Source organism: Cupriavidus sp. HY129 (genome assembly GCF_059492215.1).
The window spans coordinates 1,391,323-1,406,166 of record NZ_CP083254.1; the positions used below are offsets into that span (position 1 = coordinate 1,391,323).

Here is a 14,844-nt window from a genome sequence, read left to right on the forward strand (position 1 = left end):
CGGGGTCGGGTCTATACTGTGCGGCGCAACATGAACGCATGGAGACAAGACATGGCACGTGAAGTGGTGGTTGTCAGCGGTGTGCGCACCGCAATCGGTACCTTCGGCGGCAGCCTGAAGGATCAGGCCCCGACGGATATGGGCGCTTTGGTCGTACGCGAAGCACTGGCTCGCGCCGGCGTTTCGGGCGATGACGTGGGTCATGTGGTGTTCGGCAATGTGATCCAGACCGAGCCGAAGGACATGTATCTGGGCCGCGTGGCGGCTGTGAATGGCGGTGTTTCGATCAACGCGCCGGCACTGACCGTCAATCGCCTGTGCGGCTCCGGCCTGCAGGCAATCGTCAGCGCAGCCCAGACGATTCTGCTGGGCGATGCCGACGTGGCAATTGGCGGCGGCGCGGAAAGCATGAGCCGCGCGCCGTACCTGGCGCCGATGGCGCGCTGGGGCGCGCGCATGGGCGATGCCAAGCTGATTGACATGATGCTTGGTGCACTGCACGATCCGTTCCACACGATCCACATGGGCGTGACGGCGGAAAACGTCGCCAAGGAATATGACATTTCGCGCCAGCAGCAGGACGAAGCTGCGCTCGAATCGCATCGTCGTGCTTCCGCCGCCATCAAGGCAGGCTACTTCAAGGATCAGATCGTTCCGGTTACGCTGAAATCGCGTAAGGGCGACGTCGTGTTCGATACCGACGAGCACGTGCGTCACGACGCGACGATGGACGACATGACCAAGCTCAAGCCGGTGTTCGTCAAGGAGAATGGCACGGTCACGGCTGGTAACGCCTCGGGCCTGAACGACGCTGCCGCTGCCGTGGTGCTGATGGAGCGTGCCGAGGCCGAGCGCCGCGGCCTGAAGCCGCTGGCTCGCCTGGTGTCCTACGGCCACGCCGGTGTCGATCCCAAGACGATGGGTATCGGTCCGGTGCCGGCTACGAAGATCGCGCTGGAACGTGCCGGCCTGACGGTCAAGGATCTCGATGTGATCGAGGCCAACGAGGCATTCGCGGCGCAGGCCTGCGCGGTGACCAAGGCTTTGGGTCTCGACCCGGCAAAGGTCAATCCCAATGGCTCCGGTATCTCGCTCGGCCACCCGATCGGTGCCACTGGCGCGCTCATCACGGTCAAGGCGCTGTACGAGCTGCAACGTGTACAGGGTCGCTACGCGCTGGTGACGATGTGCATCGGCGGTGGCCAGGGCATTGCCGCGATCTTCGAGCGCGTTTAAAGTCGCGGGCAGTCAATCTGCCCGAGGAAGACCGTCTTGTCCCGCCCCGTTTTGCTTTGCCTGTTGGCCGTCGCGATGCTGTCTCTCCCAATTGCGGCGCGCGCGGCCGACGGAACCGCTGTATCGACGGGGCAGGCGACGGACGAGCGGGGCGGTGGGCTCGGTATCAATGACGCCATTCGTGCCGGTGAGGCCAAGCGGGGCAACTCGCTGTCCACCGGCTCGGCGGGCCCATTGTCACCGCGCCCCGAGTACGCGAAGTATCCGGTCTATACCGGCACGCTCGGCGACAAGCCGGTGCGGTTGCGGGTAGCCCCGAAGACCGACACACGGGACAGCCTCCAAGGCGAATATTCGATCGGGGATGGCAAGAGCGTGCGGCTGCTCTCCGGCGAATGGGAGGATGGCAGCTTCCTGATGGAAGAGTCCGACGACGGCACGCGCGTATCCGGCAATTGGGAAGGGCAGATCGACCAGCAGGGCGTGGTGCGCGGTACCTGGACCGATGCGTTCAACCCCGCGATCATCCTGCCGTTTGTTATCCGGCCGCTTGGCGGCTCCCAGGTGATCCCGCCATTCGATAGCCGCCAGGGCAGCGGCGCGACGTACGCCCCACCTCCGCCAAAGTCGTCGATTTCGACCGAGAAGCCTCGCTGAATCCCGATGGGGCTCGGCTAGTCCACCCCTCCTGACCTGACGTGTTTTCGCCGGCCTCGCACGTGGCCTGACTGGCATTTGCTGGTAAGCTCGAACGCCTGATTCGACTCCTCCAGGGAAATCGCCGTGTCCGCTTCCGACTCGTCCCGTTACATCAAGACCATTGCCGTCCAGCCAGAACTGGACATCGCGCCGGGCTTCGATTCGTTCTCCACGCCGACCTACCGCGGCTCCACTGTCGTCTTCCGCAACCTTGCCGAACTGCGCGCCTATGGCGACCGCAGCAAGACCTACTGGCGCTATGGCCTGCACGCCACGCCGACCAGCGAGGCGCTTTGCCAGCAACTGGCGCAGATCGAAGGTGGCCGCCACACGCTATTGTTCCCGTCTGGCCTGGGCGCCATTTCGCTGGTCTATTTCGGCCTGCTGCGTACCGGTGATGATGTTCTCGTCCCGGAAAACGTCTACGGGCCCAATCGCGATCATGGCGACTGGATGGCGCGGGAATTCGGCATTACCGTGCGCCCGTATCATCCGTCGGTCGGGGCCGGAATCGCCTCGATGATCCAGCCGAACACGCGTCTGATCTGGATGGAATCGCCGGGCTCGGTCACGATGGAAGTGCCCGACACCGAGGCGATCGTGGCCGCCGCGAAGGCACGCGGCGTGCTGACCGCGATCGACAACACCTGGTCTGCCGGCGTCTACTATCGGCCGTTCGAGAAGGGCATCGATATCTCCGTGCAGGCGCTGACCAAGTACCAATCCGGTGGCAGCGATGTACTGATGGGCGCCGTGATCACGCGGGATGACCATCTCCACGACCGCCTCAAGCGCACCCGCATGCTGATGGGCTGGGGTGTCTCCGCCGACGATTGCTACCTGGTCCTGCGCGGGCTGGCGAGCATGCCGGTGCGCCTGGCCGCTCACGACCGTGCAGCGCGCGAGGTGGCCGAATGGCTGACGAAACGTCCGGAGGTCGCGCGCGTGCTGCATCCGGCATTGCCCGATTGCCCCGGCCATGCCGAATGGCTGCGGGATTTCAGCGGCGCGAGTGGTCTGTTCTCGATCATTCTGCACAGCCGCTATACGCGCGAGCAGGTCGATGCGTTCGTCGAGGCGCTGAAACTGTTCGCGATTGGCTGGTCGTGGGGCGGTGCGCACAGCCTGGCAGTGCCCTATCACGTCGACACAATGCGGCCGGCTGGCACGTGGCCGCCCGCTGGATGGGAGAACGCCGGCGAACTGGTGCGGCTGTATATCGGTCTGGAAGACACCCGCGACCTGATCGCCGATCTGAAGCAGGCGCTGGAGTCTCAGCTGCGCTGACGAGCCCGGACGCGCTAGACGCGCTAGACGCGTTCGAGCGCCGCGGGTTCTTCCGTCTGTTGGGTATTGGGCGATGCGCTACGCAGCGCCCATACCGATTCCGCCGGCCCGCCACGCGCGCGGCGTAGCGTGGCGCGGGCCAGCGCGGCGTATCCGGCGGCCAGCGCGATCGCGCCAATGTCGAAGCCCGCCACGGCCCAGCGGCCGTTGAGTGCCGCAACGATAAAGTGATCGCCGGTCAGGATGGCATTCGACAGCGGCACGCCCAGCGTGGCGATCGCCGCGATCCACAGCAGTTCCACGGCCGCGCGGGCGGGATGGCGAATCAGAGCCCAGCCCACGGATGCGATGAATGCGGGCCAGAACACATGGCTGACGGCCTGCTCCGGCCAAAGCAGCGCAGCCGGGAAGCACAGCGCAACGCCGATACAGGTGCCGATGCACACCCCAACCGTCGCCTGGGCGAGCAGGCGATGCACACGAGGCTGTTCGGCCTGCCGCGTTTTGCGGCGCGTTTCGATCCACAGCAGATTGCCCGAGTAGAACAGAAACGCACCCGCCAGCCCCGCCAGCAGATAGACGATCCGCATGGCCAGGTCGCCATACGTGCCGTAGTGCAGCGCGAACATCGCGCTGTAGACCATGTGGTTTGTGTCGCGCGCGCCGGCGGTCTGGTTGGCGATCAGCTTGCCCGCATCGGGCTCGGTTGCCGCGGCGTGAATGCCTACCGATCCGCCGTTGCCGAGCGCCCGGGTGCTGTCCCCGCGGACTTCGGCCAGCGCGTTCGCGTCACCGTAGTGCTGGAAGCGGATGGCTTCCGGCGTGAACCGATCACCACCGTGTTCGCGCGCAATTGCCAGCAGTTGCGCCGCCGGCATCGTGGGGGAGGGGCGGCCTGCGGCGCTGACCTCGGGCGTGGTGCCCGTGACGCTTGGTACCACTTCCATCAGCTTGCCGTCGAACGTCAGCACGTTGAAGACCATCACCATGATCAGCGACAGGCAGAAGAAGGCGCCGGTGATTGCGAATATCAGGTGGAACGGCAGGCTGAACAGCCCGAGCACATTGTGCGTGTCCATCCAGAAGCGCTTGAGGTTGCGTCCCGGGCGCACCGCGAAGAGATCCTTCTTCAGGCGCGGCAGATGCAACAGCACGCCGGACACCAGCGCCAGGCCGTACAGGATCGAGATCACACCCATGAAGTACATGCCGTTCATGCCCAGGCCGAGCGAGTAATGCAGGGCGTTCAGGAATGCCGAGAGTTCGCCGGTTGCATGGTCGAGCGAGGTATCGTTCCGCGCGGTGGCATCGCCGTTCAGGCGCGTGCTGTTCATCGTCTGCCAGGCGCCGGTCTTGTCCTGCCAGTACGCGTTGAAGTCTGGCTCCTCCTTGCTCGGCAGGCCAACGTAGACACTGTTGGCGGCATCGGGGTGCGCGGCGATGAGTTGCCGTACGAAGGCATCAACGGCAGGGCCGTCGACCTGGACCTCCGTGGCGTGCTGGCCTTCCAGACGGGCAGGGTTCTGCCACACGTGCAGTTCGTGGTGGAAGACCGTGATCGCCCCGGCGAAGAACGCTATGAACAGCGCCCAGCCTGCCATCAGGCCGACCCAGGTATGGAGCGTGTTGAACACGCGCAGGGTGTTGGGTTTCATGCGGATGTCCCGGAGAGTCTCAGGCGCCCGAAAGCGGGGAGGCAGGCGGCATGAGGTGCATCACCCGCACGCCCCAGAGCACGCCGTAGCAGAGCAGGTTGCCGCCAAGCAGCCAGAGCCACGCCGAGCGGCTCGATGCGAACAGCAGGCTCAGGCAGATGATCGCCACCCAGAGCACGAAGCCGAGCATGATGGCCACTACCACGCCGCTTTCCCAGCCACCGGGTAGCCAGAAAATGCCAAGCGTGCACAGGGCGATTGCCAGCGGCAGGCCCAGCAGCGAGCCTGCAAGCCATCGGGTTCCCATCATGGCGTGTGCCTTTCCGCGACGGTGAGGCGCGTGTTGGAGCGCCGCTTCTGCGTCCACGTGCCGATGAACGGCCAGACGGACAGGCAGCAAGTCATGGTGACCAGTGTGCTGGCGATGGCCACTGGCCAGCCTTCCGGCACGCTCATCGCCCACGCGCTGGCGAGCGTCAGCCCCAGGCCGAGCCAGCAGGACAGATGCGGGCGGATCGGCGCAGCGCGGGTGAGAACCTGGTTGGGCGCGGCCAGATAGAGGCAGGCGGCGCCTGCCAAAGCGAGAAGTACGGCCAACGCCTGCATGAATTGAGCTTTTGTGGATCGACAGAGAACGAAATAATAATGATTCGTATTTAATTGATCAAGCGTGGTAACGCGTGGAAGAATTGGTGAAGTGGCTGAAGAGGCGCTCGACGCCGGCGATGCGGCGAGGCTTGGGGATGACAGGGAGTGGTGCTGCAGATGGTGTCCGGCACCACCAGCCGGACACCGGAAGGCGGGGACTTAGAAGCCGTTTCAAAAAGATTCTGGCGTCGTTGCGGGGCCTTGCCGTACTACTTGTACTGTCTGCGGCCCCGCGTCTAGCCAGAACCGCTTCGCTTCATTTTGAAACGGCCTCTTAATGCGGGAACAGATTCAGCAGGCCATCCAGGCCGACATGGTTGAATGCCACGCTTGCCTGCGCGCGCACCACGGGCTTGGCGCGGAATGCCACGGAAAGGCCGGCTACGGCCATCATCTTCAGGTCGTTCGAGCCATCACCCATCACGATTGCCTGCGACGGATCGGCACCGATCTGTTCGCACACCTCGCGCACCGTGCGCGCCTTGACGTCGGCGTTCACGATCTCGCCCACCACGTTGCCCGTCAGCTTGCCGTCGACGATCTCGAGCGTGTTGGCGCGGGTGAAGTCCAGCTTCAGGCGCGGCTTGAGCTTGTCGGTGAAGTGGACGAAGCCGCCGGAAACCAGCAGCGTGCGCAAGCCCAGCGCCTGGATGGTCTGCAGCATGTTCTCGGCGCCGGGTGACAGGCGCAGCCGTTCGTCGTACACGCGATCCAGCACGCTGGCGTCCAGGCCCTTGAGCAGCGCCACGCGGCGGCGCAGGCTTTCGTTGAAATCGGTGATCTCACCGCGCATCGCGGCTTCGGTGATGGCCGACACCTCGGCCTTGAGGCCGCAGAAATCGGCGATCTCGTCGATGCACTCGATCGTGATCAGCGTCGAGTCCATGTCCATCGCCACCAGGCGGAAGTCCGACAGCTTGCGTCCGCCCGGTACCACGGCCCAGTCGATGCCACGTGGCGCGCACGCCGCGTCGAGCGCTTCGCGCAGCGCGGGCGTCAGCGGCGCGCAATCGTCCGCGGCGGCCACGTTGTCGGCGCGGCGCTCGAAGGCGGAGGCGCCGGCAACGGTGCGAAGGGTGTCGAGGTCGGCATTGGCGAGCGGGGACAGGCTCTGGAGAATCAGCGGCATGGCGGGGGTAGGCAGGCGATGCGTGCGTCGCAGGGGTCGCGGGAGTTGAGGGGGCGAGCGGAAGCGCGCGGGAAAGGCGGTATTGTAACCAAGCCTTCCTTCCTGCTTCCGCCTTGCGCGGATATGTCGATATTGCCGTCCGATCTTATGCGGATTTCGTGCATGGATCGGCGAAACCATTCGTTCCGTTCAGATAGGCCCGCCGGTAGCCTTTCTCCCTGACACAAGCCCCGTGCTGCCGCGTGGGGCCCAAAACAGCAGGGCGCCAGATTGCCAACGCGCCACTTCACGACACCTGACGGGAGCAATACAGATGATTCGCAAACTGGCCATCGGCCTCGCCGTTCTTTCGGTACTCGGCGCCGCACAGACCGCCTCGGCCAACACCAACCTGCTCAATGTCTCGTACGACCCCACGCGGGAGCTCTACGTGGATGTGAACGCCGCGTTCGCCAAGGCCTACAAGGCGCAGTCCGGTGACGCCGTGACGATCCGCCAGTCGCATGGCGGCTCGGGCAAGCAGGCCCGCTCCGTGATTGATGGGCTGGATGCCGACGTGGTCACGCTGGCGCTCGGCTACGACATCGACGCCATTGCAGACAAAGGCCTGATCAAGCCCGACTGGCAGAAACGCCTGCCGCACAACGCATCGCCGTACACGTCGACGATCGTGTTCCTGGTGCGCAAGGGCAATCCGAAGCAGATCAAGGACTGGAATGACCTGATCAAGCCCGGCGTGCAGGTGATCACGCCGAACCCGAAGACCTCGGGCGGCGCGCGCTGGAATTACCTGGCCGCGTGGGGCTATGCGCTGCGCCAGCCGGGCGGCAATGAGGCCAAGGCCAAGGAATTCGTCGGCGCGCTGCTCAAGAACGTGCCGGTGCTCGATTCGGGCGCACGTGGCGCCACCACGACCTTTGTCGAACGCGGTCTCGGTGATGTGCTGATCGCCTGGGAAAACGAGGCGATCCTGGCCATCAAGGAACTGGGTCCGGACAAGTTCGACATTGTCGCGCCGTCGGTCTCGATCCTGGCCGAGCCGCCGGTGGCCGTGGTCGACAAGGTCGTCGACAAGAAGGGCACCCGCAAGGCCGCCGAAGCCTACCTGCAGTTCCTCTACACCGAGGAAGGTCAGGAAATCGCCGCCAAGAACTACTACCGTCCGATCTCGGAGAAGGTGGCCGCCAAGTACGCGGCGAATTTTCCGAAGGTGAAGCTGTTCACGATCGACGAAGTGTTTGGCGGCTGGGGCAAGGCTCAGAAGGCCCACTTTGCCGATGGCGGTTCATTCGACCAGGTCTATCAGCCTGGCAAGCGGTAACACGCGCGGCCGGGGCGGCCACGCTGCCCCGGCGCGCCAGTTGAAGGAGCCCGAAGATGTCCGCTGTTCTCAAGATTTCATCCCGCATCGCCACGCGGCGATGTCCCGCCTGACCTGATTCCCGATCCATCCCGTCTGCCTTGCCGCTCGTGAAGCCGGCAGGGAGGGGTGTTGCCCGCCGATACGGGCAACAACGCCAGGACCCAAGAACTTCAGAATTCAGAACGCAGAACTCAGAACGCAAGGACACCCGTATGTCATCGCCCATCCGCAATTCTCTTTTCCACAACTCGCTGCGCCGCCGTCTGCTGACCGGTGCGCTGGTGGTTGCCACCGGCCTTTCCTATGTGCTGTTTGCCGGGCCGGTCAAGGCCCAGTCCCAGACCGTCAATCCCAAACTGCTGCGCATCGGCTATCAGAAGTACGGCACGCTGACGCTGCTCAAGGCGCGAGGTACGTTGGAAAAGCGCCTGGCGCCGCAAGGTATCACGGTCAAATGGACCGAGTTCCCGGCTGGCCCACAGTTGCTGGAGGGGCTCAACGTGGGCGCGATCGATTTCGGCACAGTCGGCGAAGCGCCGCCGATCTTTGCCCAGGCCGCCGGCGCGCAACTGGCCTACATCGGCAATGAGCCGCCCGCGCCCACGGCGGAGGCCATCGTCGTGCCGAAGAACTCCACGATCAAGAGCGTGGCCGATCTGCGTGGCAAGCGCGTGGCGCTGAACAAGGGCTCGAACGTGCACTACCTGCTGGTGCGCCAGTTGGAGAAAGCCGGGGTGGCCTATGGCGAGATTCAGCCCGTTTACCTGCCGCCCGCCGATGCGCGTGCCGCCTTCGAGCGAGGCGCCGTCGATGCCTGGGTGATCTGGGACCCGTTCCTCGCCGCTGCCCAGAAGCAGCTCGATGCCCGCGTGCTGGTCGATGGCCGTGGCGCGGATGGCAAGAACGTGGTCAGCAACCATCAGTTCTATCTGGCGTCTCGCCCTTACGCGCAAGCGCGTCCCGAGGTGGTGACCGCGATCCTCGATGAACTCGCGCAACTGGGCGAATGGGCCGAGAAGCATCCGAAGGACGCTGCCGCCGTGCTGGTCAAGGAGACTGCGCTCGACCCCGGCGTGCTCGATCTGGCCGTGTCGCGATTCTCGTACGGGGCGAAGCCGGTCTCGGCCGAGGTCCTGGCAGAGCAGCAGCGCATTGCCGATGTGTTCCAGACACTCAAGCTGATTCCCAAACCGATCAGAGTTGCAGACGCTGCGTGGCAAGCCCCCACCACGCAACAGGCGCAGCGCTGATTTTCATTGACCTGCAGGAGGCACGACATGCAAGTTCTCTGGTTCATTCCCACCCACGGTGACAGCCGCTACCTTGGCACGTCCGAAGGCGCACGCGAGGTCAGCTTCGACTATCTGAAGCAGGTCGCCGTGGCTGCCGACACGCTTGGCTATGAAGGTGTGCTGATTCCCACCGGCCGCTCCTGCGAAGACCCGTGGGTGGTGGCATCGGCCTTGGCCGCGGTCACGCGCAAGCTGCGGTTCCTGGTGGCGCTGCGTCCGGGTTTGATGACACCGACGCTGGCCGCGCGCATGGCCGCCACGTTCGATCGCGTGTCCAACGGCCGCTTGCTCGTCAATCTGGTGACTGGCGGCGATGTGGCCGAACTGGAAGGCGACGGCCTGTTCCTGAACCACGCCGAACGCTATGAGGCTTCGGCGGAGTTCATCCGCGTGTGGCGCGACCTGCTGGCCGCCAGCCACGAGAACGGCGAGATCAGCTTCGAAGGCAAGCACATCACGGTCAAGGGCGCGCGCGTGCTGTATCCGCCGATTCAGCGTCCGCATCCGCCGGTGTACTTCGGCGGGTCCTCCGAGGCTGCGCACGACCTCGCCGCCGAGCAGGTGGAAACGTACCTGACCTGGGGCGAGCCGCCCGCCGACGTCGCGAAGAAGATCGCCGACGTGCGCGCCCGCGCCGCGAAGCACGGCCGCACGGTGCGCTTCGGCATCCGCCTGCACGTGATCGTGCGCGAGACCGACGCCGCAGCATGGGCGGCTGCCGACGAACTGATCAGCAAGCTCGACGACCAGACCGTGGCACGCGCCCAGGCCGTGTTCGCGAAGATGGATTCGGAAGGGCAGCGGCGCATGGCGGCGCTGCACGCGGGTGGCACCCGTCGCACGCGTGAGGCGCTCGAGATCAGCCCGAATCTGTGGGCGGGTGTCGGCCTGGTGCGCGGCGGGGCTGGCACCGCGCTGGTCGGTGATCCGAAGACCGTGGCGGCACGCATCGAGGAGTACGCGGCGCTGGGTATCGATACCTTCGTGTTCTCCGGCTATCCGCACCTGGAGGAGGCCTATCGCTTTGCCGAACTCGTGTTCCCGCTGCTGCCGCGCAAGGTGCGCGACAAGTTGCCGGGGCAAGTGCTGTCCGGTCCGTTTGGTGAAGTCATGGCCACCGGCATCGTGCCGATCGCCTCGCAAAGCTGAGAGAGGCTGACCATGAGCGCGCCCCATTCCATTGCGCCACGCCGGATCGACTGGCGCCAGGCCGCCCGCGCGATTGCGCCGTGGATCGTCCCGATCCTGCTGATCGTCGTCTGGCAGGTTGCCTCGCAGGCGGGCTGGCTATCCAACCGCGTGCTGCCAGCGCCGTTGGCCGTGGTCGAAGCGGCCTGGACGCTGGCCGCATCCGGCGAACTCTGGAAGCACGTGTGGATCAGCACATGGCGCGCGCTGGTCGGTCTTGCCATCGGCGGCGGCCTGGGTCTCGTGCTCGGGCTGCTGACCGGCACGTTTCGCACTGCTGCCACGCTGCTCGACAGCACGCTCCAGATGGTGCGCAACATTCCGCCGCTGGCGCTGATTCCGCTGGTGATTCTCTGGTTCGGCATTGACGAGACGGCCAAGTTATTCCTGGTGGCGCTCGGCGTGTTCTTTCCGGTGTACCTGAATACGTACCACGGCATTCGCGCGGTCGACCCGGCGCTGGTCGAAATGGCGCGCAGCTATGGCCTGTCGGGCTGGCGCCTGTATCGAGAGGTGATCCTGCCCGGCGCGCTGCCCGGCATCCTCGTCGGCGTGCGGTTCTCGCTCGGGCTGATGTGGGTGATCCTGATCGTTGCGGAAACCATCTCCGCCCAATCGGGCATCGGCTACATGACGATGAACGCGCGCGAGTTCCTGCAGACCGATGTGGTGCTGGTGGGCATCCTGCTCTACGCGCTGCTCGGCAAGCTGGCCGACGTGCTGTCACGGGCGCTGGAGCGCCACTGGCTGCGTTGGCACCCCGGTTACCTGTCTGCTTGACCTCTGCTGGACCTCTGCCTGAACACTGCCTGAGATCTGCTTGAAGGATGAAGGAGCTTGCGATGATGCATACGCATCCGGTGGAACAGGCCGCGCTGGCCTGGCTTGACGCGAATCTTGCCCGACGTGATGCGGCGCGCCCGGCCGCGCGTGCTTCGCACGGTGTCGGCGGCATCGCGCTGCATGTGGAGCAGGTTGTGAAGCGCTACAACGGGCGCGAGGTGTTGCACGGCGTGAACCTGCGTGCGGCGCCAGGCGAGTTCGTGGCGATTGTTGGTCGTAGCGGGTGCGGCAAGAGCACGCTGCTGCGCCTGGTGGCCGGGCTGGAGTCCGCGGACGCCGGCACGGTGGCGCTCGACGGTCAGCCGGGCGGCACGCCATCGAGTGTCCGCGTGATGTTCCAGGATGCGCGTCTGTTGCCGTGGAAGCGTGTACTCGACAACGTCGCGATCGGCCTGCCGCGCGAACGCCATGCCGATGCGGCGGCGTTGCTCGATCAGGTGGGTCTGGCGGATCGCGCCGACGAATGGCCGGCGCGGTTGTCTGGCGGCCAGCGTCAGCGCGTGGCACTGGCCCGCGCGCTGGTTCACCATCCGCGCCTGCTGCTGCTCGACGAGCCGCTCGGCGCGCTCGACGCGCTCACACGGATCGAAATGCAGGCGCTGATCGAATCGCTGTGGCGCCGGCTCGGCTTCACTGCGCTGCTGGTGACTCACGACGTATCCGAGGCCATCGCGCTGGCGGACCGCGTGGTGCTGATCGAAGACGGACGCATCACGCTGGATCAGCAGGTGACGCTGGCACGACCGCGCCAGCGTGGCACTGCGGATTTTGCGCAAATCGAGGACGCGGTGCTGCGCCGTGTGATGCGGCAGGAGTCTCCGGCCGCCTCCGATGCCGAACTTCACTTTCGCTCCGCCGAGGAGTTCCTATCATGAGCTTTCAGGCGATCCGCTCGCATCGAAAGCTGTCTTGAAGTCGAATCCATCATGACCATCGATTCCGCACTTGAACGCTATCTTCAAACGTTGCCCCGTGAACCCGTGCCTGGCCGCGAGCTGTGGCGTGACGGGAACGGGCAGGTGCAGGGCCAGTATTTCCAATGTTCGCTGACCAGCGCCTTCGAACCGCTGGTCACACTGGCTGATCGCGGCGTGGTGGCGCACGAAGGGTCGATCCGTACCTATGCCGAGGATGGCGTGGGGCTGGCGGCCTGGAAGCTGTTTGCGATGGCCGCCGACGACACATCGCTGGTGTCGCTGGATCGCCTGACGCGGCTGGTCCATGCGATCAACTACTTCGCGGCAGATGGCGAGCACAAGCTCGTGCTCAATGTGCACAACCGTTTGCTGGCCGCGGTTGCGGACGATCATGGCGCGGCCTTCCGCCGCGCGCTGGAGTCGCTGGGCTTGCCGATCGGGCGCTTTGTGATCCAGGTGCCGGCCAGCGCGAACGACGACCTGCCGCTGCTGCTGCACGTGGTGGGCAACTACCGGCGCAATGGTTTCGCGGTGAGCCTGCAGGCATCCGACCCCGCCGAGGCCGGTGCCCTGATGGCGCACGCCATGCCGGACTGGCTCAAGCTGGACATGCGCCGCACGTGGACCGACCGTCAACTGAGCGGGCTACGCGCCAGCGCCGAGGGTGCCGGCGTGACGTTGATCGGCCGGCGCCTGCAGGACGACGAGGCCGTCGAGCGCTTGCAGAACGCGGGCATCGCGCTCGGGCAGGGCAAAGTGATTGCCGATGAACCGGTGCCGGCACGCGGTTTGCATGTCCGGGCGGTACCAGAACAACACAAACTGGAGAGGGCATGACGATATCGAAGCTACCGGGCGGGGTGTCCCGGCTGGAAGTGCCACGCGGCTTGCAGATCCTCACCGTGCCGGGCTTGCATGGCAGTGGGCCCGCGCATTGGCAAAGCCGTTGGGAATCGCGCTATCCGGACTGGCAACGCATCGAACAGCACGACTGGAGCCGGCCGAGCCTGCCGCTCTGGGCGGAGCGGGTGTCCGAGGGCGTTTCGCGTGCGTCGCGCGTGGCGCGGCACGGGGCTGTGCTGGTGGCGCATAGCTTCGGCTGCCTGGCCACGCTGCGCCAGGCGGTGCTCGATCCGGTCGGCATCGCCGGGGCGCTGCTTGTAGCGCCCGCCGATCCGGACAAGTTCGGCGTGGCAGCGCTGCTGCCCACATGGCGGCTGCCTTTCCCGACCATCGTCGTCGCCAGCACCAACGACCCGTGGATGTCGCAACGCACCGCCTTCAGTTGGGGCACGCTGTGGGGCAGTGAACTGGTTGATGCCGGGGCAGCCGGCCATATCAATGCGGACTCCGGCCTGAACGATTGGCCGCAGGGACAGGCCTTGCTTGCCACTTTGCTGCAGCGGATCGAGTCGGACGGCCGGGTTCTTTCCCTGGGTGATGGATCGACCACCTGGGATATGTCGACCGAAGTGACGCAGGCAGCGCCATATATCTAAAACGTCTAAAGAAATTCGTAAAGATTCGTTCTGTTTATAAGGGCGCATCTGCAAAATTTGTCTCGTAGGCCGGCGCGATATGCGCCGGTTTCATAAGGAAGCGTCGGATGCGGCACAAATGCCCGCCGACGCAAGACCAGACGAGACACGCATGCCTTCCACGATTTCCCTGGCGGACGCCCCCCCGCCGGCCGCCGAAGCGCCAAGGCGGCCCGTATCCGCGAGCCAGCGCTTCACGGTGTTGCCGGGCTTTGGCCTGTCGCTCGGCTTCACGATCTTCTATCTGACGCTTATCGTCCTGATCCCGCTGTCGGCCACGTTCCTGAAGACGTTCACGATGACGTGGGACGCGTTCTGGACCACGGTTTCGAACCCGCGCGTGGTGGCGTCGCTGGAGCTCAGCTTTGGTGCGTCGCTGGTGGCCGCGATCATCAACACGGTGTTTGGCCTGGTCGTGGCATGGGTGCTGGTGCGCTACCGGTTCTTCGGCAAACGGGTGATCGACGCGCTGGTGGACCTGCCGTTCGCGTTGCCCACTGCCGTGGCTGGTATCGCGCTGACCGCGCTGTTCGCGGGCAACGGCTGGATCGGCCGCTGGCTGGAACCGCTTGGCATCAAGGTGGCCTTCACGCCGTTGGGCGTGGTGGTGGCCCTGACCTTCATCGGCCTGCCGTTCGTGGTGCGCACGGTGCAACCGGTGCTCGAGGATGTCGAGCGCGAACTGGAGGAGGCCGCCGCGAGCCTGGGCGCTTCCCGCCTGCAGACGTTCTCGAGGGTGATCCTGCCCGCCATCCTGCCGGCGCTGCTGACGGGCTTTGCGCTGTCGTTCGCCCGTGCCACGGGCGAGTACGGATCGGTCGTGTTCATCTCCGGCAACATGCCGATGGTCTCCGAGATCGCGCCGCTGATGATTTATTCGAAGCTCGAGCAGTACGACTACGCCGGTGCCACGGCCGTGGCCGTGGTGATGCTGGTGATCTCCTTCGTGCTGCTGTTGCTGATCAACCTGTTGCAAGCCTGGACGCGCCGTCACCAGAGCGGTGTCCGTGCCGCCGCGCTGCCCGATGGCAATCCGGAGGTGAACTGAG

The 14,844-nt window shown here is 65.3% G+C and carries 15 protein-coding genes; 11 read left to right on the plus strand and 4 right to left on the minus strand.

The features are described from left to right. Positions 1-51 precede the first annotated feature (51 nt). From bktB to K6G35_RS06425, 3 genes are all read left to right on the plus strand, one after another. A complete protein-coding gene (gene bktB, locus K6G35_RS06415; RefSeq protein ID WP_008646810.1) occupies positions 52-1,236 on the plus strand; it encodes a beta-ketothiolase BktB in 1,185 nt (394 codons plus the stop codon). Between the two features lie 75 nt (positions 1,237-1,311). Continuing rightward, positions 1,312-1,893 (plus strand): hypothetical protein, encoded by a 582-nt coding sequence (locus K6G35_RS06420; protein ID WP_051069021.1) that lies wholly within the window; start codon positions 1,312-1,314, stop codon positions 1,891-1,893. Positions 1,894-2,013: 120 nt separating this feature from the next. After that, entirely contained in the window at positions 2,014-3,222 is a 1,209-nt protein-coding gene (locus K6G35_RS06425) for a cystathionine beta-lyase (RefSeq protein WP_024570889.1), read from the plus strand. 23 nt (positions 3,223-3,245) lie between these two features. Here the strand turns inward: K6G35_RS06425 and K6G35_RS06430 are convergent, their stop codons facing one another. From K6G35_RS06430 to serB, 4 genes are all read right to left on the minus strand, one after another. Next, on the minus strand, positions 3,246-4,877 hold the full coding sequence (locus tag K6G35_RS06430) for a PepSY-associated TM helix domain-containing protein (RefSeq protein ID WP_035881975.1): 1,632 nt from the start codon (positions 4,875-4,877) through the stop codon (positions 3,246-3,248). A gap of 19 nt (positions 4,878-4,896) precedes the next feature. After that, on the minus strand, positions 4,897-5,187 hold the full coding sequence (locus K6G35_RS06435; RefSeq protein ID WP_495676222.1) for a hypothetical protein: 291 nt from the start codon (positions 5,185-5,187) through the stop codon (positions 4,897-4,899). After that, positions 5,184-5,483 carry a hypothetical protein gene (locus K6G35_RS06440; RefSeq protein ID WP_008646801.1) on the minus strand — a complete coding sequence of 100 codons (300 nt, stop codon included), beginning with the start codon at positions 5,481-5,483 and terminating at the stop codon, positions 5,184-5,186. Before K6G35_RS06440 ends, K6G35_RS06435 begins: the two co-directional genes overlap by 4 nt. A 316-nt stretch (positions 5,484-5,799) precedes the next feature. Then, entirely contained in the window at positions 5,800-6,654 is an 855-nt protein-coding gene (gene serB / locus K6G35_RS06445) for a phosphoserine phosphatase SerB (protein WP_017515148.1), read from the minus strand. 313 nt (positions 6,655-6,967) lie between these two features. Between serB and K6G35_RS06450 the strand changes: the two genes are divergently transcribed. From K6G35_RS06450 to cysT, 8 genes are all read left to right on the plus strand, one after another. Next, positions 6,968-7,975, plus strand: coding sequence for a sulfate ABC transporter substrate-binding protein (locus K6G35_RS06450; RefSeq protein WP_186425311.1), 1,008 nt, complete (start codon positions 6,968-6,970; stop codon positions 7,973-7,975). A gap of 254 nt (positions 7,976-8,229) precedes the next feature. Beyond that, the gene (locus K6G35_RS06455) at positions 8,230-9,267 is read left to right on the plus strand and encodes a sulfonate ABC transporter substrate-binding protein (protein WP_286880839.1); all 1,038 of its coding nucleotides are present in this window, start codon (positions 8,230-8,232) and stop codon (positions 9,265-9,267) included. Between the two features lie 27 nt (positions 9,268-9,294). Then, positions 9,295-10,458 carry an FMNH2-dependent alkanesulfonate monooxygenase gene (gene ssuD, locus K6G35_RS06460; protein ID WP_035881979.1) on the plus strand — a complete coding sequence of 388 codons (1,164 nt, stop codon included), beginning with the start codon at positions 9,295-9,297 and terminating at the stop codon, positions 10,456-10,458. A gap of 12 nt (positions 10,459-10,470) precedes the next feature. Next, positions 10,471-11,277, plus strand: coding sequence for an aliphatic sulfonate ABC transporter permease SsuC (gene ssuC / locus K6G35_RS06465; protein WP_008649165.1), 807 nt, complete (start codon positions 10,471-10,473; stop codon positions 11,275-11,277). A gap of 65 nt (positions 11,278-11,342) precedes the next feature. Further along, positions 11,343-12,215 (plus strand): ATP-binding cassette domain-containing protein, encoded by an 873-nt coding sequence (locus K6G35_RS06470; RefSeq protein ID WP_200876276.1) that lies wholly within the window; start codon positions 11,343-11,345, stop codon positions 12,213-12,215. Positions 12,216-12,266: 51 nt separating this feature from the next. Next, positions 12,267-13,094, plus strand: coding sequence for an EAL domain-containing protein (locus K6G35_RS06475; protein WP_035881980.1), 828 nt, complete (start codon positions 12,267-12,269; stop codon positions 13,092-13,094). After that, positions 13,091-13,756 (plus strand): RBBP9/YdeN family alpha/beta hydrolase, encoded by a 666-nt coding sequence (locus tag K6G35_RS06480; RefSeq protein ID WP_008649159.1) that lies wholly within the window; start codon positions 13,091-13,093, stop codon positions 13,754-13,756. The genes K6G35_RS06475 and K6G35_RS06480 overlap by 4 nt, the downstream gene beginning before the upstream one ends. 151 nt (positions 13,757-13,907) lie before the next feature. Beyond that, positions 13,908-14,843: a sulfate ABC transporter permease subunit CysT gene (gene cysT / locus K6G35_RS06485; protein ID WP_008649158.1), complete on the plus strand. Its 936-nt coding sequence runs from the start codon at positions 13,908-13,910 to the stop codon at positions 14,841-14,843. Position 14,844: the final 1 nt, after the last annotated feature.

What these genes read in the sequence shown, in the direction of transcription:
- cysT (WP_008649158.1), top strand. Translation starts at nt 13,908, where the DNA reads ATGCCTTCCACGATTTCCCTGGCGGACGCCCCCCCGCCGGCCGCCGAA.
- K6G35_RS06450 (WP_186425311.1), top strand. Translation starts at nt 6,968, where the DNA reads ATGATTCGCAAACTGGCCATCGGCCTCGCCGTTCTTTCGGTACTCGGC.
- K6G35_RS06440 (WP_008646801.1), bottom strand. Translation starts at nt 5,483, where the DNA reads ATGCAGGCGTTGGCCGTACTTCTCGCTTTGGCAGGCGCCGCCTGCCTC.
- K6G35_RS06420 (WP_051069021.1), top strand. Translation starts at nt 1,312, where the DNA reads ATGCTGTCTCTCCCAATTGCGGCGCGCGCGGCCGACGGAACCGCTGTA.
- serB (WP_017515148.1), bottom strand. Translation starts at nt 6,654, where the DNA reads ATGCCGCTGATTCTCCAGAGCCTGTCCCCGCTCGCCAATGCCGACCTC.
- K6G35_RS06430 (WP_035881975.1), bottom strand. Translation starts at nt 4,877, where the DNA reads ATGAAACCCAACACCCTGCGCGTGTTCAACACGCTCCATACCTGGGTC.
- K6G35_RS06455 (WP_286880839.1), top strand. Translation starts at nt 8,230, where the DNA reads ATGTCATCGCCCATCCGCAATTCTCTTTTCCACAACTCGCTGCGCCGC.
- ssuC (WP_008649165.1), top strand. Translation starts at nt 10,471, where the DNA reads ATGAGCGCGCCCCATTCCATTGCGCCACGCCGGATCGACTGGCGCCAG.
- ssuD (WP_035881979.1), top strand. Translation starts at nt 9,295, where the DNA reads ATGCAAGTTCTCTGGTTCATTCCCACCCACGGTGACAGCCGCTACCTT.
- K6G35_RS06480 (WP_008649159.1), top strand. Translation starts at nt 13,091, where the DNA reads ATGACGATATCGAAGCTACCGGGCGGGGTGTCCCGGCTGGAAGTGCCA.
- K6G35_RS06475 (WP_035881980.1), top strand. Translation starts at nt 12,267, where the DNA reads ATGACCATCGATTCCGCACTTGAACGCTATCTTCAAACGTTGCCCCGT.
- bktB (WP_008646810.1), top strand. Translation starts at nt 52, where the DNA reads ATGGCACGTGAAGTGGTGGTTGTCAGCGGTGTGCGCACCGCAATCGGT.
- K6G35_RS06470 (WP_200876276.1), top strand. Translation starts at nt 11,343, where the DNA reads ATGCATACGCATCCGGTGGAACAGGCCGCGCTGGCCTGGCTTGACGCG.
- K6G35_RS06435 (WP_495676222.1), bottom strand. Translation starts at nt 5,187, where the DNA reads ATGATGGGAACCCGATGGCTTGCAGGCTCGCTGCTGGGCCTGCCGCTG.